We start from the raw sequence: 18,192 nt of genomic DNA on the forward strand, positions 1-18,192 counted from the left end.
CTGCCTCTGTCGACGCGCCGGTCACTCGCCCGCTCCGGCCGCAGCGGCTGCGGCCTTGTTGGCTGCACGCGTCGCGGCGGCCTTCTTGGCTGCCTCCGAACGAGCGGTCGACGTGGCGCCCCCCGTCTTCGCTGTGCCCGTCTTCTTTGGGGCCGCGGGCTTCTTGGCGGCAGGCTTCTTGGCAGCGGGCTTCTTGGCCGGGGCCTTCTTGGCGGCCGTTTTCTTGGGCGCAGGGCCCTTGTCGCGCTTGATCTGCAACAGCTCGACCGCGCGCTCGAAGGTGAGATCGTCGACCGTCTCGCTCTTCGGGATCGTCGCGTTCGTGGTGCCGTCGGTGACGTAGGCGCCGAAGCGGCCGTCCTTCACCTTGATCGGCTTGCCGCTGACCGGGTCGGCCTCGAACTCGCGCAGCGCGCTCGACGCGGCACGTCCGCCGTACTTGGGCTGGGCGTAGAGCTCGATCGCCCCGGCCAGATCGATGTCGAAGATCTGGTCCTCGCTGGTGAGCGAGCGGGTGTCGACGCCCTTCTTGAGGTACGGGCCGAACTTGCCGTTCTGCGCGAGAATCTCGGTGCCCGTCTCAGGGTCGGCGCCCACGACACGCGGCAGCGACAGCAGGCGCAGCGCGGTCTCGAGGTCGATCGTCGCGAGGTCCATCGACTTGAACAGCGAGGCGGTGCGCGGTTTGACGGCGGCGGCCTTCTTCGCGGCCGGCTTCTTCTTGGCGGCCGGCTTCGCATCCGCAGCGTCGATGACCTCGCCCGTCGCGGCGTCGGCGACGACCTCCGGAGCCGGGTCGAGCTCGGTGACATAGGGACCGAAACGGCCGTCCTTCGCGACGATCTCCTTGCCGTTCTCCGGGTTGATGCCGATGACGCGGTCGGTGACGACCGGGGCGTCAATGAGCTCGCGGGCCTTGGCCGGGGTGAGCTCGTCCGGCGCCAGGTTGAGCGGCAGGTTCACGCGTCGCGGCGTGGCATCCGGTGCGGCATCCGGCTCAGCGACCTCAAGGTAGGGACCGTACTTGCCGATGCGCAAGGTGATGTCGTCGGTGATGGGCATCGAGTTGATGCTCTTCGCGTCGATCTCGCCGAGGTTGTCGATGACCTGGCGCAGGCCCCTGTGCTTGTCCGAACCGAAGTAGAAGCTGTTCAGCCAGTCGACGCGGTCGGCCTCACCGGCGGCGATGTCGTCGAGGTCGCCCTCCATCTCCGCGGTGAAGTCATATTCGACGAGGTCGCCGAAGTACTCCTCCAACAGCCGAACAACCGAGAAGGCGATCCAGTTGGGGACGAGCGCCGTGCCGCGCGGGGTCACATAGCCGCGGTCGACGATGGTCGAGATGATCGAGGCGAAGGTCGACGGACGACCGATGCCGAGCTCCTCGAGGCGCTTGACGAGGCTGGCCTCCGTGAAGCGCGGCGGCGGGCTGGTCTCGTGGCCGTTGGCGTTGAGCTCGGCGAAGCTGAGCTTCTGCCCCTCGCTGAGCGGGGGCAGCTTGGACTCACTCGGCTCGCTCGGGGCGTTGCGCTCCTCGTCGCGGCTCTCCTCGTACGCGTGCAGGAAGCCGCGGAACGTGATGACGGTTCCGGATGCCGTGAACTCGGCGAGCGCCTTCGACGCCCGCGGGTTCTCGGACTCGCCGGTGGGCCCGGCCACGATCGTCACCGAGGCGGTCTGCCCCTTGGCGTCGGCCATCTGCGAGGCGACGGTGCGCTTCCAGATGAGCTCGTAGAGCTTGAAGTCGTTCCCGCGCAGCGAGCTGGCCAGCGACGCAGGCGTGCGGAAGGTGTCGCCGGAGGGACGGATCGCCTCGTGCGCCTCCTGCGCGTTCTTGCTCTTGCCCGTGTAGAGGCGCGGCTTGTCGGGAATCGTGTCGGCACCGTACAGGGCCGTGGCCTGGGTGCGCGCCGCGTTGATCGCCTGCTGCGAGAGCGAGGGCGAGTCGGTACGCATATATGTGATGTACCCGTTCTCGTAGAGAGACTGGGCGACGCTCATCGTCTGCTTGGCCGAGAAACGCAGCTTGCGTGCGGCCTCCTGCTGCAGCGTGGAGGTGGTGAACGGAGCGGCCGGCTTGCGCGAGTACGGCTTCGACTCGACCTTGCTCACGGTCAGCGCAACGCCCGGCTGCTGCAGGGCGGCCTGCAGCGCAGTGGCTGCGGCCTCGTCGAGCACGGTTGCACTGCTCTTCAGGGCACCGTTGTCGTCGAAGTCGCGGCCGCTCGCGACCCGCTCGCCGTTCAGGCGGGCAAGTCGGGCGGAGAAGTTCGTGGCCGACTCGTCGGAGTCGACGGCGGTGCTGAGGATCGCGCTCAGGTCCCAGTAGCCGGCGGCGGTGAAGGCGAGACGCTCGCGTTCACGGTCCACGACGAGGCGGGTGGCCGCCGACTGCACTCGGCCGGCCGAGAGCCCGGGGCCGACCTTGCGCCAGAGCACGGGGGAAATCTCGTAACCGTACAGACGGTCGAGGATGCGGCGGGTCTCCTGCGCGTCAACGAGCGCGGTGTCCAGCTCACGGGTGTTGTCCTTGGCGGCGAGGATCGCGTCCTTGGTGATCTCGTGGAACACCATGCGCTTGACCGGAACCTTGGGCTGCAGGACCTGGAGCAGGTGCCACGCGATGGCCTCACCTTCGCGGTCCTCATCAGTTGCGAGCAGGAGCTCGTCGGCATTTTTCAGCGCACGCTTGAGCTCGGCGACGGTCTTCTTCTTGGCGTCGGAGACGACGTAGTACGGCTCGAAGCCGTTCTCGACGTCGACGGAGAACTTGCCGAGCGAACCCTTCTTGAGCTCGGCCGGAAGATTCTTGGGCTCGATCAGATCGCGAATGTGGCCCACCGAAGCCAAGACCTCGTAGCCGTCACCCAGGTACTGGGAGATCGACTTCATCTTGTTCGGAGACTCCACGATGACCAGTTTTTTCGTGCCCGGCACCAGGTTCCTCTTGTTTCTTTTGAGTACGTGCGGATCTGTCGCGCCCCCAGCGAATCCTGCAACGTGTGATCGGCGGCCTGTAGGCCTGCCATGCCACACCATACACATAGACGCCGAGCGCGTGCCTAATTGAGCCATGCTCATGTGCGTGCCGTCAAGTATCACTCTGCAGCGCCAGCCCCTTGCGCTTCCCTATAAAGGGAGCACAATGGCGTGCATGGACACGACTCAGGCACGCGGCTACACCGCGAAACTCATCGATGGGCCGCTCGAGGGCAAGACCATCAGCACCGCGTTTCTGGAATCAGGCGACCCGCAGCCCCTGATCGAGATCCCTGCCGAGGCCGGCGACAAGCGCTTCTCCTATGCGCGCGCCGGCGGGTTGGAGTTCGGCGGGGATGCCGGCGAGCGCCCGACGGCCGTCGAGTACCGCTACCGCGAGACCCTGTTCAACTGAGCACCGGCATCCTGATCACTCGCAGCGCAGCCCGTCCTCCGGTACGACATCGTCGAGGAAGTACGCCTCGATGGCGTCATCGACACAGCTGTTGCCCTTGTTGTATCCGGTGTGCCCCTCGCCGACACGCGTGACCAGCACACCCTCCTCGAGCTGGCCGGCCAGTGACACAGCCCACTCGTACGGCGTCGCCGGGTCATTGGTCGTGCCGATGACGAGGATCGGGCCGGCACCGGCGGCGTGGATTTCGCCGCGCGCGCCCGTCGGAGGGTATGGCCAGCCGAGGCATGGCTCGGGGCCCGCCCAGTACGGTGCGATCGTCGGGGCACCCTCTGCGATCTTCTGCATCGCCGCATCCTCGGCCGCCTGATCATCTTCGAGGGGATAGTCCATGCAGTTGTACGCGCGGAAGGCCTCGCTGGCGTTGTCGAGGTACACACCGTCTTCTCGGCCGTTGTAGAAGTCCGCAAGCGCGAACGCGCCGCGCGGATCGCCCCGAACGGTGCCGTTCAGAGCCTCCGTCAGGTAGTCCCAGCTCTCCTCCGAGTAGAGAGCCGCGATGATCCCCGTGACGAGCGAATCCGCGCCGAGGTAGCGGCCGTCGTCGTTCTTCAGCGGGGCTTGGTCGACGCTGGCGAGCAACTCACCCAGCTCGGCCATCGCCTCGTCGACGGTGCCGTCGAAGGGGCACGACCCCGAATCGAGGCAGTGCTGCATGTAGGCGCGGAGCGCCGATTCAAAGCCGAGCGCCTGCGTCGTGCCGACCTCGAGACCCGGAATGGCGGGATCGACCGCCCCGTCCAGGACGAGGCGTCCGGTCTTCTGGGGATACAGATTGGCGTAGCTCGCCCCGAGGAACGTTCCATAGGAGTAGCCGAGGTAGTTGAGCTTCGTGTCTCCGAGCACCGCGCGGATCAGATCCATGTCGCGCGCCGAGTTGACCGTCGTGATGAAGGGCAGGATGCCGCCGCTGTTCGCCTCGCAGGCGTCGGCGAAGCTCTGGTCGAGTGCGGTGCGCTCGGCATCCCATTCGGGGGTGTTCCGCGGAGCGGCCGGGATGTCGTAGAGGTAGGCGTCCATGCCGGCCGCGTCGAAGCAGCTCACCGCGGTGGAGCCGCCGACGCCCCGTGGGTCGAATCCGATCACGTCGTAGTTCTCGATGAGGTCGGCCCCGACGGCGTAGTCAAGGCCGTCCAGAATGAGGTCGACGCCGCTGCTGCCGGGGCCACCGGGGTTCGTCAGCAAGGATCCCAGCGGCGTCGTGGCGGCGAGGTGCCGCACGATGGAGAGCCGGATGTCGCCGGCGCCCGGGTTGTCCCAGTCCAGCGGCGCGTTCACATACGCGCACTCGAACTCGGTTGTGCCCTCGCATGCAGTCCAGTCCAGCGCCTGCTCGTAGAACGGGAGCAGCTCGGCTGAGACACCCTCGGTGTCCGGCACGACCGCCGCCTCGGGGCGGGGCGTCACCTCGTCCTGGGGCATCACCTGCAGGCAACCGCTCAGTGCCAGCGCGGCGGCGGCCAGCCCCGCGGTGATCGCGGCGGTACGCCGAATGCGACGTCTGTGTCCAATTGCCATGGGTTCCCTCATTCGCCGGGATTCCGGCGAGCCCCATCGCGGCAGAGTATCGCTATCGCGAGACGGAGTTCAAGTGGAGCCATGGGTCACGGCGTCCCCGGAGGCCCGGCGCGGGCGGTCGCCCTCAGAGAGAACACCCACCAGCTGCTGCTGACGCTGACGAGCGCCACCGCGCCGCTCAGTTCGCAGCCGTCGAGCACGGCGCTGTTGAGGCTCGCGGCTGCCGTTGCCAGCTGACAGGCGACGCCGGGCACCGCGCCTGACGCGACATCGGCGGCGGCGAGGGCGGCGGCATCCGCAGCATTCGCCACCCGTTGGCTGGCCACGAATGCTCCAGCCACGGGGATCACCGTGAGAACGACGGTCACCACAGCGCCGAGCACACCGACTGTCAGCACCGCGCCTGAGCCGCGGTCCGCCAGCGGCCACCCGCGTCGGGGTCGGAGCCTGCCAGGACCAGTCATAGCCCACCCGCCAGCGCACACGAGGATGCCGTCAGGCGCAGGCCGAAGGCGACCAGACCACCGGCGGGCGCGCTGCCCAGGTCGGCACAGATGAATTCTCCCCGCGTGCTGAGGCCGAGATCCGCCCCGGAGACCGCACGGGAGACGAGCGCCGCCACCCGAGCGGGGTCGTCACCACGTGCAGCCGCTCGCGCAGCGTCGGCAGCCGCGTCGCTCAGCCGCAGTTGCTGGCCGACGAGCTGAACGGCACCGAGGCAGAGCGCCAGCACGAGGAGCAGCGCCGGGAGCAGCACAGCGAACTCGGCGGTGACGCTGCCGCGTTCTGCGCTACCCCACGGAGAGCGCATTGCGCACGAGTTCCATGAGGATTCCGCGCACCTCATCTCCCCGGAGGATGACGACGAGCAGCCCGGCGAAGCCGACGGCGGCCATCGTCGCGACGGCGTACTCGGCCGTCGCCGCTCCGCGCTCGCCCGCAACCCGGCGGAGGAGCCGGTGGCGGAGCGTCGGCGATCCCGACGCGGTGCTGCCGTCGGCAGACTTGCGGTGCCGTGCGGCGCGGGCGAGGACGAGGGTGCCGGGCGGGGGTGCTGAATCCACGCCCTCCCGGAAGGGCCCCGCGTGCCGGCCCCTCTCCGCCGCAACCGCCGCCTGCGTGAGTGTGTCAGTCATGAGTCTCTCCTTTCGCACCCGTCGAGGTGCTGCCGTTGGCGCGAGCAGTTCCAGCATGTTCTGCTGCGGATCGTCGTGCCGCGCGGCCGTGGATCTGTGGAGAGCGGTTCAGAATGCGTCGAGTGTGGAGGAGAGAACGGAGATGAGCAGCGGGAGCACCCCCACGAGCATGAACGCCGGGAGCACGCACAGGCCGAGCGGGATCATCAGCGTGACAGCGAGCCGGGCCGCCCGCTGCTCCCCCGCGCTGCGCGATCGCAGCCGCGCCTGTTGCGCCTCGCTGCGCAGCAGTTCCACGGCCGGCACACCCGCCCGGCGGGAGAGGGCGAGCACGCCGTCGATCGCCCGCGATCCGGCGGTGTTCGCGTGAATCAGGAAGCGTTTCGCGACACCGTCGGCGAGCGCACGGGCGCGTTCGGTCGACATACCGCCAGACATCGCGATCGAGACGAGTTCCAGCATCAGCCCGTCGTCATCCGTGCCCGCTGCGCGCCGCACGAGCGCCCGGCTCCACCCAGCACCCGCGAGCATCAGCGCCCCGCCGAGCGCCAGGCAGATCAGCCCCGGCACGGTGCGGAACAGGGTGCTGATCGTGTCGAATCCCAGGAGCGCTCCGAAGACCACCCCGATGGCAGGCATCGCACCGACCATCCTGGCCGTGGCGCGCGGCCCGGCCAGCGCCACGGCCAGGTCGCGCTCGAGCTGGGCCTGATCGCGGAAGGTCGCGGCGAGCCCACGCAGCGTCGCGGCGAGCGGCGCTCCGGCTTCTCCGGCCACGGCCCAAGCCGCGGCCAACGCCAACCAAGCAGCTGCCGCCCGCTGCTCCGACAACGACACGGGGTCCGACGGGCGGGTCTCCCCCGTGTTCACGGCACCCCGGAGCGCTTCGGCGATGTCGCTGCCACGGGCGGCGGCGCGGGAGGCGGCCCGCAGCGCCAGCGCGTTCAGCTCCGCGACCCGCACGGCGTCGTTCCGTCCGCGCCGACCCGGCAGGAGCCGCGGAAACCGCCTGCCCCGCGCCGCCGCCGCGCCCGCCGTGCCCGCGGCAGCCGTGCTCTCTTCGTCCAGACAAGTCCAGGCGGTGTGCGGGGCGACACCGGCCGCCAACAGCACGGCGAGCCGCTGAGCAATCGCGGCCACCGATTCGATCGGTGGTTCGGTGGACCTCACGCGGTCGTCTCGGCCTCCGGCGCCCCGTCTTCCGGCACGACGCTCAGTCGGCCGCGGTCGTCGAGCACGAAGCGGCCGATCGCGGCGAGGCGGCGCACGCCACCGCGTTGCTCCACATGCAAGACCAGGCCGATGGCGCTCACCGTCTGCCGCGCGACGGCCTCCGCGCTCATAGTGGCCAGTGAGCCGAGGGCCTCCAACCGGGCGGGCACATCGGCAAGCGAGTTGGCGTGCAACGTTCCCGCGCCGCCGTCATGGCCGGTGTTGAGCGCGGCGAGCAGTTCCCGGATCTCGCTCCCCCGGCATTCACCGACCACCAGCCGGTCCGGTCGCATGCGCAGCGCCTCGCGCAGCAGGGTGTCGAGGCCCAGCCGTCCGGCGCCCTCCAGATTCGCCTGCCGCGCTTCGAGCCCGACGACGTGGGGGTGTCGGATGCGCAGTTCGACGACATCCTCGATCGTCACGATGCGTTCTCCGGCTGCGGCCTCGGCAAGCAGCGCCGCGAGCAGCGTCGTCTTGCCGCTGCCTGCCGCCCCGGTCACCAGCAGGTTCTCGCGTGCGTCGACGGCCCTGCGTAGGCGCGCGCCGATCTCCGCCTCGAACATGCCGGACCGCTCCAACCCGGCGAGCGTGAAACCGTCGGCGTGAGGCAGCCGCACCGAGAGCAGCGTCCCGGTACTGGAGACCGGTGGCAGGACAGCATGAACCCGGATCCCGTCGCCAAGCCGCACGTCGACGCACGGTGTCGCCTCATCGATGTGTCGCCCGCCGACGGCGACGAGACGCACCGCGAGCTCACGCACCTCGGCCTCGTCGCGGTTCCAGTCGGGCGCCCGCTCAGCGCCGCGACCCCGATCGATCCAGAGCCCGGCATCGCCGTTCACGAACAGGTCGGTGACCCCGGGCTCCGCGGCGTAACCGGCCAGGGCGCCGAGCACGGCGGTGTTCAGGCTCCGGGTCGAAGCGTCGGGTGTCGTTTCAGGCCGGACGTCCGCGACAACGGGTTCCTGCGCGCGGGGTGGTTCGTCCCACGCGGGAGGGTCTGCGAGCGGAGGCATCTCGAACGAGGGCACTGCGACAAAAGGTAGGTCCACGACGCGAGGCTAAGACGCATCTCGTACGTCTGACAGTGCGAGTGCAGCAGCTGTGCACAATCGGCGCCGAGCGTGCGCTTGTGCACAACACCTGCGGGCCGCGAACCGGCGACATCACGGCAGCGAGGCACGGAAGTTAAAAAAAGGGGGCGGCACCTATTGGGGGGAACAGGTGCCGCCTCAGCAGTGCCGGATTGGGGGGAATCGTTGGCACTGCATGTCACCACTCACGCAGGACGTTACTCAGTGTACGCGTCCAGACGGGATTTGCAACACGTGTGGGTGCCCCCAGAAGTTGCGGCGCCTTGACCTCCCGATTCGACGGAGACGCACTGGCCCGGAATTCCGCTCGTGTTCGGCTTTCAGCACCCGACACGCCGCGAGAATTGTCCCCCAAAAATCTTGCATGACGACACCGGAACGCCAGGGCTGGAACGAGAGGGTAATCTCTCACTGGGCGGCACTGCGACGAGCGAATCTGCGCACGGTCCGATCCACCGGAACGACAAATCCACCGGCCACCGGAACCGGAACGCAAAGGAGCGGGACTCACCAATGAGCGTCCAGATCGATACCAGCCTCGAAGAGATCCGCCGGTTCCGGCCGAGCCCCGAGTTCGTGGCGCAATCCGTGGCCAGCGAATCGCTGTATGCCGATGCCAAGGCCGACCGGCTCGGTTTCTGGGCCACGCAGGCCCGCGAGCTGCTGCACTGGAACAAGCCGTTCACGCAGACCCTCGACTGGAGCAACCCGCCGTTCGCGAAGTGGTTCGACGACGGTGAGCTGAACGTGGCCTACAACTGCCTCGACCGACACGTCGAGGCCGGCAACGGCGACCGCATCGCGCTGCACTTCGAGGGCGAACCCGGCGACAGCCGGTCATACAGCTACGCCGAGCTCACGGCCGAGGTGAAGAAGGCGGCGAACCTGCTGACCAGCCTCGGCGTGCGCTCCGGCGACCGTGTCGCCATCTACCTGCCGATGATCCCCGAGGCCGTGATCTCGATGCTCGCCGTTGCCCGCATCGGCGCCGTGCACTCCGTCGTGTTCGGCGGTTTCAGTGCGGAGAGCCTGCGGGCCCGCATCGACGACGCGGAGGCCAAGGTCGTCATCACGGCCGATGGCGGATGGCGCAAGGGCAAGGTCTTCCCGCTGAAGAACGCCGTCGACACCGCCCTGGAAGACGGCCAGAGCAGCGTCGACCACGTGCTCGTGGTCAAGCGCGGCGGCAACGATGTGCAGTGGACAGAGGGACGCGACCTCTGGTGGCACGACGAGCTCGCCGCCGTCGACGCCGACCACGTGGCGAAGGCGTTCCCGGCCGAGCAACCGCTGTTCGTGCTGTACACCTCGGGAACGACGGGCAAGCCGAAGGGCATCCTGCACACGAGCGGCGGCTACCTCACCCAGGCCGCGTTCACGCACAAGAACGTCTTCGATCTGCACCCGGAGCGCGACGTGTACTGGTGCACGGCCGACATCGGCTGGATCACCGGCCACAGCTACGTCGTCTACGGCCCGCTCGCCAACGGCGCGACCCAGGTCATCTACGAGGGCACCCCTGACACCCCGCACCAGGGTCGTTGGTGGGAGATCATCGAGAAGTACAAGGTCACGATCCTGTACACGGCGCCTACCGCCATCCGCACCTTCATGAAGCTCGGGCGTCAGATCCCGCACGAGTTCAACCTGCGTTCGCTGCGCCTGCTCGGCTCCGTCGGCGAGCCGATCAACCCCGAAGCGTGGATCTGGTACCGCCACGTCATCGGCGGCGGCTCGATCCCCGTCGTTGACACGTGGTGGCAGACGGAGACGGGCGGCATCATGATCTCCGCCCTGCCCGGTCTGACCGATCTGAAGCCCGGCGCCGCGCAGGTCCCGATTCCCGGCATCGAGGTCGAAGTGCTCGACGACGACGGCAAGAAGCTCGAGGAGGGCGGCGGACTGCTCGTCATCAACGAGCCGTGGCCGGCCATGCTGCGCGGCATCTGGGGCGACCCTGAACGCTTCAAGGAGACGTACTGGGACAAGTTCCAGGGCAAGTACTTCGCCGGAGACGGCGCGCGCCTCGACGAGGACGGCGACATCTGGCTGCTCGGCCGCGTCGACGACGTTATGAACGTCTCCGGCCACCGCCTGTCCACGGCCGAGATCGAGTCCTCGCTCGTCGCCCACCCGCTCACCGCCGAGGCGGCCGTCGTCGGTGCCGCAGACGAGACGACGGGTCAGGCCGTCGTGGCCTTCGTCATCCTGAAGCAGAGCCACGAGCACGACATCGCCGACCCCGACGAGATCGCCGCACTGCTGCGCGCCCATGTGGCCCAGCAGATCGGCGCGATCGCCCGCCCGCGCGAGGTGTTCATCGTGAACGAACTGCCGAAGACGCGTTCGGGAAAGATCATGCGGCGCCTGCTCCGCGACGTCGCTGAGGGCCGCGAGATCGGCGACACCACGACGCTCGCCGACACCGCCGTGATGCAGATCATCACCTCGAAGATGCGCTGATCTGACGCTCAGCTGATGGTGGATGCCGGCCGGCCCGGCATCCACCAACGCCTCGCGACACGGCCGTGGGAACGCGCGCCTCTTCCCGCCGCGAAACGAACGTGGTAGAACTGGCCGGAGTGCGCACCGGCGCGCCCAGCGAAAGCTGACTTTCGCGAAAGGACGCTCATGCCAGAGCCACGCCGCTTGCCGCCATTGTCCCGGTCACTGGCCACAGCCGCGGTGAGCGTGGCGCTGGTCGTCGGCCTCGCCGCCCCTCCCGCCCTGGCAGCGACAGCTCCGCCGACCCCGGAGATCCCCAGCTCCAGCACACCGGCCCCGGCAACTCCAGAGCCGGAGACATCCGAGACGCCCGCCCCGACGCCCGGCACGGTGGACCCGGCAACTCCGATCCCGACCCCACTCCCGACGAGTGTTCCGGCTCCCACACACGCGCCGGACCCGAGCTCACCCGACGCCGTGCCCGATTCAGCGCCGACATCCTCCGTCGCGATCGCGGTGACAGGACCCCTCCTGGTCCTTGCCGCAGAGGATGTGGCACCGGGCAGTGACGAGCGCATCGTCGTGCTGCAGACCCCTGACGGGTCTCTGGTGCGACTGCAGGGCATCGACACGGCAACCGTGCAGCCGGGGGATGAGTTCTCTGGCGTTGTCGCCCTCGATCCCGGCGTCGAAGCCGAGTCGGCTCCGCTCCCGGAGCACGACGGCGTCGTCAGCGCAGACAGCGCTGAAGGCCACGAGCTGCTCGCTCAGAGCATGGCTGCGGAGCTGCCCGTCGTCGCCATTGAGACGACCATCACCCGCGCCGCCGAACCTCTGCCCGATGCCACCTTCGAGCAGCGCACGGCCGCCGGTGCCGTGCCCGCACGCGCGCACACGCTCGACGTGGCAATCGTCGGAACCAGCCTGAGCTCGACCAACTTCTTCAGCGACGCCCAGGTGAATGCGCTCGTTGCCGAGCTGAGCAGCTACTGGGCATCCCAGTCGCAGGGCGCTGTATCGGCGATGACCCGTCCGATGTCCATCAAACGCGTCGCCATCGGCGACCCCTGCGATCCGTTCAGTGCATGGTCGGCAGCCAGCAGCGCGTTCGGCGTCACCAATCTGGAGGGTGTCTACGCCGGCGGAGCGGGGCGCCACCTCGTCGCCATCGCCACCCCGCTGAACGCGGACGGGTGCACGGCCGGGTACGGTCTCGGCTCCGTCGGCGCGTCCGTGCACGAGGGAGGCGTGGTCTGGGCGTCCGTTGGGGGGCCGGATGCCGCATCGATCGTCGGTCATGAGCTCGGCCACAACATCGGTCTCGGCCACTCGAACAACCACTACTGCAGCAATTCCGCGCTGGTCGAGGGCCTGCCCAACGCCAACGGCGAGTACAGCAACGGCTGCTACGACGATCCGTACAGCGACTACTACGACATCATGGCCGGCGGCTTCACGTCCTGTGGCGCCGTCTGTTACACGACGGACAAGATCACCGCGCTCAACGTCGCGCACAAGGCCAGCGTCGGCTTCCTGGATGCCGCATCCATGCCCAGCGTGAGTCTGCCCAGCGCCGAGTCGTCCTCCAGCCGCACGGTCACGGTGCAAGCCGCCTCCAGCAATTCCGGCGTCCGCGGCATCCGGATCGTGAACCCACGGGACGGCGGCGTCTACTTCGTTGAATGGCGCAACGGCACCGGGCTGGACGCCGGGGGTTTCTACACGACCCCGGCTGGCGCCGGCAACGGCGTGCGGGTGCTCCGGCTCGGCGCGGAGTACGGTCCGGCCTCGCGGGTGCTTGCCCCTCTGGCAGCGAGTGGGAGTGCGCGCGACTACCTGCTCGACCTCGGTGAGAAGTTCGCAACGGCCGACCGTGGCATCACCATAGCGGTCACCTCGTCAACGGCGTCCGCCGCCACGGTGAGCATTCAGCTGTTCCGCCCGCTTGTGAAGCGCATCTCAGGAGCCGACCGCTACGGCACGGCCATCGCACTCTCGCAGCTCGGCTACCCCACCACGGCCCCTGTGGTCTATGTGGCCACGGGAGAAAGCTTCCCGGACGCTCTGGCCGCCGCCCCGGCCGCGGCGACGCTGGGCGGCCCACTCCTGCTGACACCAGGGTGGGGTGTTCCCGACTCCGTCAAGCAGGAGATCCAGCGCCTCAAGCCGAGCCGGATCGTCGTGGTGGGAGGAACTGCGGTCATCAGCAACACGGTGCTCAGCCAGATCAAGGCGCTCCAGAAGAACACCGTGCGACTTGCCGGAGCCGACCGTTTCGCCACTGCGCAGGCCATCGTCGCGGATGCGTTCCCCGGAGTCGTGGCGGAGAGCTGGCTGGCGACGGGCCTGAACTTCCCGGACGCACTGTCTGCCGCTGCCGTCGCCGGAAGCCGCAAGGTTCCCGTGGTGATGATCAACGGCGGACAGACGAACGTCGACGCCCTGACCGCAGGTCTCTTCGCACGATTGAAGCCGCGCACGGTCGCTATCGCGGGCGGGCCGGCTGCCGTGAGCGCTGGCATTGAGAGTTCACTGAAACGGGACTACACCGTCAAACGCTATGCGGGGGCCGATCGCTTCGCGACGAGCGAAGCGATCAACGCGAGCACCTTCGACAAGCCGAAGACCGTCTATCTGGCCACAGGTTTCGGCTTCGCCGATGCGCTCGCCGGGGCCGCGATCGCCGGGGCAACCCCGGGCCCGCTCTACGTGATCCCCAGCCACTGTGTACCTGGCGGCATCCTCGACAAGCTCAACGCATGGGGCACGAGCCGCATCGTCGTCATCGGCGGCACCAGCGTGCTGAGTCCCGCGATCGACAAACTGACCCGCTGCTGAGCGGCGCTGCTCCGACGACAGAGGGCGGATGCCGGTTGAACCGGCATCCGCCCTCTGTGTGTGTGTCTGCGACTCCGCGTTACGCGAAGGCGACGATCAGCTCAACCTCGACGGGCGAATCCAGCGGGAGCACGGCGACGCCGACGGCCGAGCGCGCGTGCACGCCGATGTCACCGAAGACCTCGCCAAGCAGCTCGCTGGCACCGTTGATGACGCCCGGCTGGCCGGTGAAGCTCGGGTCGGATGCGACGAAGCCGACGACCTTGACGACGCGGGTCACCCGGTCGAGCGAGCCGATCTGCGCGCGAACGGCTGCCAGCGCGTTGATCGCGCAGAGACGCGCATACTCCTTCGCGTCCGCTGCGGGGACGAGGTCGTGCCCGTCGCCGACCTTGCCTGTGGCCGGCAGGGACCCGGCCACGAAGGGCAACTGACCGGAGGTGAAGACGAGGCCGCCATGTTCGACGGCGGGAATGTATGCAGCGACGGGCGGGACGACATCCGGAAGGACGAGGCCGAGTTCGGCCAGGCGGGCCTCAATCTGTGACATAGGCGTGCGCGTCCTTCTACTTGTTGTTCTCGAATGCGGCGGCGGCGACGCTCGCGGCGGCGGCACCGGCGGCAGCAGCGGCCGAGCTCTCGCCGCCGACGGGGCGCTTGAGGTAGGCGACGAGCCCGCCCTCGGGTCCGGTGACGATCTGCACCAGTTCCCAGCCTTCTGAGCCCCAATTGTTGAGGATCGCAGCGGTGTTGTGGATCATCAGCGGAGTCGTGATGTATTCCCAGCGAAGCATAGGGAAGCCTTTCAGAATGGGTCAATGAGGGGCCTCGGGCGGGCTCGCGCGTGGCACACGCGGGCCCGCCACGGTGGTTTTTCAGCTTTTCGCCTTAGGCTCCACTATATGTCTGAGCAAAAACGTACGGTCGGTGGCGCCCTCGGTGGCCTCCTCGGCTTCGTGGGAATGAGCGCCGTCGCCGGTGTACTCGTCGCCGCAGCAGTGACCCCCGCCATCGCCCTCTCCGGCGTCGCAGCCAACAGCTCGATCAACATGTTCGAGAACCTGCCCGGTTACCTGGAGATCGGCGACTTGGCCGAAAGCTCGAACATCTACGTCACGCACTCCGACGGCACCTCGCAGAAGATCGCGACCTTCTACGACCAGAACCGTGAGTCCGTCGGCTGGGATCAGGTCTCTCAGATCACCAAGGACGCCGCCATCGCCGGTGAGGATCCCCGCTTCTACGATCACGGCGGTGTCGACCTCAAGGGAACCCTTCGCGCCGCCGCCAGCCAGGTGATTCCTGGGATGTCAACCTCCGGTGGATCCTCGATCACCCAGCAGTACGTGAAGAACGTTCTGCTCGAAAAGCTGGTCGCCAAGGCGACGACGCAGGAAGAGGTCGACGCGGCGTGGGAGGAAGCGGCGGGCTTCTCCACCGAGCGCAAGCTCCAGGAGATGCGTTACGCGATCACCCTGGAGAAGACCTACAGCAAGGATGAGATCCTCCTCGGCTACCTCAACATCGCCAACTTCGGGGGGCGGGTGTACGGCATCCAGGCCGCGGCTCAGTACTACTTCAGCGTGAATGCCGCCGATCTGAACGTCGAACAGTCAGCAGCGCTGCTGGCCATCGTGAACAGCCCGGACGAGTACCGCCTCGACAGGCCGGATGATGTCGACAACGGCGCCGCCAACGGCTATGCGGCCACAAAGCTCCGCCGCGACTACATCATCCGCGAGATGCTCGAGCACGACAAGATCACCCAAGAGCAGTTCGACGTCGCGTATGCCACAGCGATCACCCCCGTGATCACGGAACCGAGCACCGGTTGCCAGACGGCGGGCGGCTCAGCCTATTTCTGCGACTACGTCACCAAGACGATTCAGAACAACCCGGCGTTCGGGGCGACAGAGGAGGAACGCAGCGCGCTGCTTCAGCGTGGTGGCCTCGAGATCTACACGACGCTCGACATGGACCTGCAGATCACCGCTGAGAACTCGATCAACCAGTACGTGCCGCAGGTTGCCGATGGCATCGATGTCGGCGCCGTTGCCGTCACCGTGCAGCCGGGAACCGGCAAGATTCTGGCGATGGCCCAGAACAAGACCTACAGCCAGGACTCCGAAGTGCTCGCCCAGGGGCCGCAGTACTCGGCAGTCAACTACAACACCGACTTCGAATACGGCGGATCCAGCGGCTTCCAGCCCGGATCAACCTACAAGGTCTTCACTGTCGGCGAGTGGGTGAAGGAGGGCCACTCCCTCAACGAGAGCATCGACGGGCGCAAGCGCAGCGACTGGGGCACGTTCCGCGACAGCTGCAACGGCGGAACGATCTCCTTCCCCGGCTTCTCCGTGAACAACGATGAGGGCGGCAACGGCGGGACGTACACGGCCCTCAGCGCGACCCAGCAGTCGGTGAACACCGGCTTCATCGCCATGGCCAAGCAGCTCGACCTCTGCGGGATCAAGAACACCGCAGAGTCCTTCGGCGTGCACCGCGCCGACGGCAACCCGCTGGCCTGGGGAGCAAGCGCCGTGCTCGGCACCGAAGAGATCGCACCGCTGTCGATGGCCAACGCCTTCGCCGGCGTCGCGGCCAACGGCATCGTGTGCGAGCCGACAGCCATCGCCAGCATCAGCCACTCCGACGGGACCCCCGTCACACTTGCGGACGGCAGCGAGCTGCAGGTTCCGAACGGAAACTGCTCCCAGAAGGTCGACCCCGCCGTGGCATCCGGTATGGCTTACGCCATGCAGAAGGTGATGTCCGGTGGAACCGGAGCGGTCTCAGCCGGGCGCGTCGACACGTGGGCGCCCATGATCGGCAAGACGGGAACCTCCGACGAGAACGAGGCCACCTGGATGAGCGGCGCGACCACCAAGGCGGCCACCGTTGTCGGCGTGTTCAACGCGTCTGGCCATGTCGACCTGCGTCGCACCTATTTCAACGACACACAGGCCGCGACCCTCCGCCACTACATCTGGCCGCAGATCATGTCCGTCGCCAACGCCAAGTTCGGCGGAGACGCGTTCGCCGAGCCCGACGCGAGCGCTCTGAAGACCGTCTACGTCGCGGTCCCCGATGTTCGCGGCAAGAGCCTGGCCGAGGCGCAGAGCATCATCGAGGGCGCCGGATTCGGCTTCGCAGACGGCGGCCCTGTCGACTCCGAGCTGCCGGCCGGTCAGGTCTCCGGAACGAGCCCGGCCGGTGAGGCGCCGCGTGGATCGGTCGTCTCGGTCAACACGAGCAACGGCCAGATGGTGCTGCTCCCCGACGTCATCGGCAAGAGCATCGATGAGGCCAAGGGCGCGCTCGGTGGTTTCTCCGTCACCCAGGCCGAGCAGGCCGTGACCGACAAGAAGCAGGACGGCAAGGTCATCTCCAGCGACCCCGCTGCCGGCAGCCCCGTCAAGTCCGGCGCCACCATCACCCTGACCGTCGGCAAGTTCGACGACAAGGGCGGCGACGGCAAGGGCAACGGCTAGTGGGTTCAGGCTCCCGCGCGGCGGCCGCGATCACCTCGGTGGTCGCGGCCGCTGGCCTTGCAGCGCTCGCCTGGGGAACCCTCGTCGAGCGCAAGCGCTACACCCTGCGCGAGGTCACCGTTCCGGTTCTGCCGGCCGGCTCGGCACCGCTGCGGGTGCTGCACCTCTCCGATCTGCACATGGCGCCATGGCAGCGTGACAAGCAGGAGTGGGTGCGCTCTCTCGCCGATCTCGAGCCCGACCTCGTCGTCGACACCGGCGACAACCTCGGCCACGTCGACGGCATCCCGGGCGTCGCATACGCCCTCGAGCGCTTCCGCGGCATCCCCGGCGTCTTCGTCAACGGCTCCAACGACTATTTCGGGCCCTCCCCAAAGAACCCGTTCCTCTACTTCGGCGGGCCGTCTGGCACTCCCCGCAAGGTCGCCACGCTCGACATCGACGCGCTGCACCGGGTGTTCGAGGGTCTCGGTTGGACGGATCTCAACAACAAGGCCGCGGCCATCGACATCCGCGGAACGCACCTCGAGTTCTTCGGCGTCGACGACCCGCACCGCGATTTCGATCGACTGGAGCTGATCACCGGCGCCATCGACGAGCTGCGCGCAGACGACCCGCTGCTCGACGAGCAGTGGCCAGACGGCCCGGATGCCGCTGCGCCGCGCCCCACGGCCACGATCGGGGTCGTCCACGCCCCGTACCAGCGTGTGCTCAACTCCTTCGTCAATCACGGCGCTCAGCTGATCCTCGCCGGTCACACGCACGGCGGCCAGGTCTGCATCCCGGGAATCGGTGCGCTCGTGACCAACTGCGACATTCCCCGCGACAAGGCGAAGGGGCTGAGCCTGTGGTTGCACGGGCTCCGCTCGGCGTTCCTGAATGTCTCGGCGGGGCTCGGTACGTCGATCTATGCGCCGGTCCGCTTCGCCTGCCCGCCCGAGGCGACACTGCTGACGCTCGTCGCCGCGCCGTAAGCCGAAATTTCCCGGCCGGGAACGCCCAAG

General features: G+C 68.0%; 14 protein-coding genes. 5 read left to right on the top strand and 9 right to left on the bottom strand.

The genetic code is table 11. The features are described from left to right. Positions 1-21 precede the first annotated feature (21 nt). Positions 22-2,937: a type I DNA topoisomerase gene (gene topA, locus ASC66_RS08015; protein WP_055837375.1), complete on the bottom strand. Its 2,916-nt coding sequence runs from the start codon at positions 2,935-2,937 to the stop codon at positions 22-24. Positions 2,938-3,154: 217 nt separating this feature from the next. Here topA and ASC66_RS08020 point away from each other — a divergent pair, with 217 nt between their 5' ends. Further along, on the top strand, positions 3,155-3,394 hold the full coding sequence (locus ASC66_RS08020; protein ID WP_055837378.1) for a hypothetical protein: 240 nt from the start codon (positions 3,155-3,157) through the stop codon (positions 3,392-3,394). A 15-nt stretch (positions 3,395-3,409) separates the two neighbouring features. Here ASC66_RS08020 and ASC66_RS08025 read toward each other — a convergent pair whose 3' ends face one another. The 6 genes from ASC66_RS08025 to ASC66_RS08050 form a co-directional block, all read right to left on the bottom strand. Then, a complete protein-coding gene (locus ASC66_RS08025; protein ID WP_082492146.1) occupies positions 3,410-4,972 on the bottom strand; it encodes an alpha/beta hydrolase in 1,563 nt (520 codons plus the stop codon). A gap of 86 nt (positions 4,973-5,058) precedes the next feature. After that, positions 5,059-5,436, bottom strand: coding sequence for an Rv3654c family TadE-like protein (locus tag ASC66_RS08030; protein ID WP_055837385.1), 378 nt, complete (start codon positions 5,434-5,436; stop codon positions 5,059-5,061). Continuing rightward, a complete protein-coding gene (locus ASC66_RS08035; protein ID WP_055837387.1) occupies positions 5,433-5,783 on the bottom strand; it encodes a TadE family type IV pilus minor pilin in 351 nt (116 codons plus the stop codon). Before ASC66_RS08035 ends, ASC66_RS08030 begins: the two co-directional genes overlap by 4 nt. Continuing rightward, on the bottom strand, positions 5,764-6,108 hold the full coding sequence (locus ASC66_RS17815) for a DUF4244 domain-containing protein (protein ID WP_082492147.1): 345 nt from the start codon (positions 6,106-6,108) through the stop codon (positions 5,764-5,766). Before ASC66_RS17815 ends, ASC66_RS08035 begins: the two co-directional genes overlap by 20 nt. Before the next feature lie 108 nt (positions 6,109-6,216). After that, positions 6,217-7,278 (bottom strand): type II secretion system F family protein, encoded by a 1,062-nt coding sequence (locus ASC66_RS08045; RefSeq protein WP_055837390.1) that lies wholly within the window; start codon positions 7,276-7,278, stop codon positions 6,217-6,219. Next, on the bottom strand, positions 7,275-8,372 hold the full coding sequence (locus ASC66_RS08050) for a TadA family conjugal transfer-associated ATPase (protein WP_235496782.1): 1,098 nt from the start codon (positions 8,370-8,372) through the stop codon (positions 7,275-7,277). The genes ASC66_RS08045 and ASC66_RS08050 overlap by 4 nt, the downstream gene beginning before the upstream one ends. Before the next feature lie 555 nt (positions 8,373-8,927). Between ASC66_RS08050 and acs the strand changes: the two genes are divergently transcribed. Together acs and ASC66_RS08060 are read left to right on the top strand one after the other, a co-directional pair. Further along, a complete protein-coding gene (gene acs, locus ASC66_RS08055; RefSeq protein WP_055837397.1) occupies positions 8,928-10,877 on the top strand; it encodes an acetate--CoA ligase in 1,950 nt (649 codons plus the stop codon). A gap of 168 nt (positions 10,878-11,045) precedes the next feature. Beyond that, on the top strand, positions 11,046-13,697 hold the full coding sequence (locus ASC66_RS08060) for a cell wall-binding repeat-containing protein (protein WP_157509700.1): 2,652 nt from the start codon (positions 11,046-11,048) through the stop codon (positions 13,695-13,697). 79 nt (positions 13,698-13,776) lie between these two features. Here the strand turns inward: ASC66_RS08060 and ASC66_RS08065 are convergent, their stop codons facing one another. Both ASC66_RS08065 and sp36 read right to left on the bottom strand, forming a co-directional pair. Further along, positions 13,777-14,247: a RidA family protein gene (locus tag ASC66_RS08065; protein ID WP_055837403.1), complete on the bottom strand. Its 471-nt coding sequence runs from the start codon at positions 14,245-14,247 to the stop codon at positions 13,777-13,779. Between the two features lie 16 nt (positions 14,248-14,263). Beyond that, complete coding sequence (sp36, locus tag ASC66_RS08070; RefSeq protein WP_055837406.1) at positions 14,264-14,491, bottom strand: Sp36 family protein; 228 nt, start codon at positions 14,489-14,491, stop codon at positions 14,264-14,266. A gap of 108 nt (positions 14,492-14,599) precedes the next feature. On the opposite strand from sp36, the gene ASC66_RS08075 reads away from it, so the two are divergent. Further along, positions 14,600-17,188 (top strand): transglycosylase domain-containing protein, encoded by a 2,589-nt coding sequence (locus tag ASC66_RS08075; protein WP_055837410.1) that lies wholly within the window; start codon positions 14,600-14,602, stop codon positions 17,186-17,188. Beyond that, positions 17,188-18,162, top strand: a complete 975-nt coding sequence (locus ASC66_RS08080; RefSeq protein WP_055837412.1) for a metallophosphoesterase — start codon at positions 17,188-17,190, stop codon at positions 18,160-18,162. The genes ASC66_RS08075 and ASC66_RS08080 overlap by 1 nt, the downstream gene beginning before the upstream one ends. Positions 18,163-18,192: the final 30 nt, after the last annotated feature.

Source organism: Leifsonia sp. Root4 (assembly GCF_001425085.1).
GTDB lineage: Bacteria > Actinomycetota > Actinomycetes > Actinomycetales > Microbacteriaceae > Microterricola.

What these genes read in the sequence shown, in the direction of transcription:
- ASC66_RS08020 (WP_055837378.1), top strand. Translation starts at nt 3,155, where the DNA reads ATGGACACGACTCAGGCACGCGGCTACACCGCGAAACTCATCGATGGG.
- ASC66_RS08025 (WP_082492146.1), bottom strand. Translation starts at nt 4,972, where the DNA reads ATGGCAATTGGACACAGACGTCGCATTCGGCGTACCGCCGCGATCACC.
- ASC66_RS08030 (WP_055837385.1), bottom strand. Translation starts at nt 5,436, where the DNA reads ATGACTGGTCCTGGCAGGCTCCGACCCCGACGCGGGTGGCCGCTGGCG.
- ASC66_RS08035 (WP_055837387.1), bottom strand. Translation starts at nt 5,783, where the DNA reads ATGCGCTCTCCGTGGGGTAGCGCAGAACGCGGCAGCGTCACCGCCGAG.
- ASC66_RS17815 (WP_082492147.1), bottom strand. Translation starts at nt 6,108, where the DNA reads ATGACTGACACACTCACGCAGGCGGCGGTTGCGGCGGAGAGGGGCCGG.
- acs (WP_055837397.1), top strand. Translation starts at nt 8,928, where the DNA reads ATGAGCGTCCAGATCGATACCAGCCTCGAAGAGATCCGCCGGTTCCGG.
- ASC66_RS08060 (WP_157509700.1), top strand. Translation starts at nt 11,046, where the DNA reads ATGCCAGAGCCACGCCGCTTGCCGCCATTGTCCCGGTCACTGGCCACA.
- ASC66_RS08065 (WP_055837403.1), bottom strand. Translation starts at nt 14,247, where the DNA reads ATGTCACAGATTGAGGCCCGCCTGGCCGAACTCGGCCTCGTCCTTCCG.
- sp36 (WP_055837406.1), bottom strand. Translation starts at nt 14,491, where the DNA reads ATGCTTCGCTGGGAATACATCACGACTCCGCTGATGATCCACAACACC.
- ASC66_RS08075 (WP_055837410.1), top strand. Translation starts at nt 14,600, where the DNA reads ATGTCTGAGCAAAAACGTACGGTCGGTGGCGCCCTCGGTGGCCTCCTC.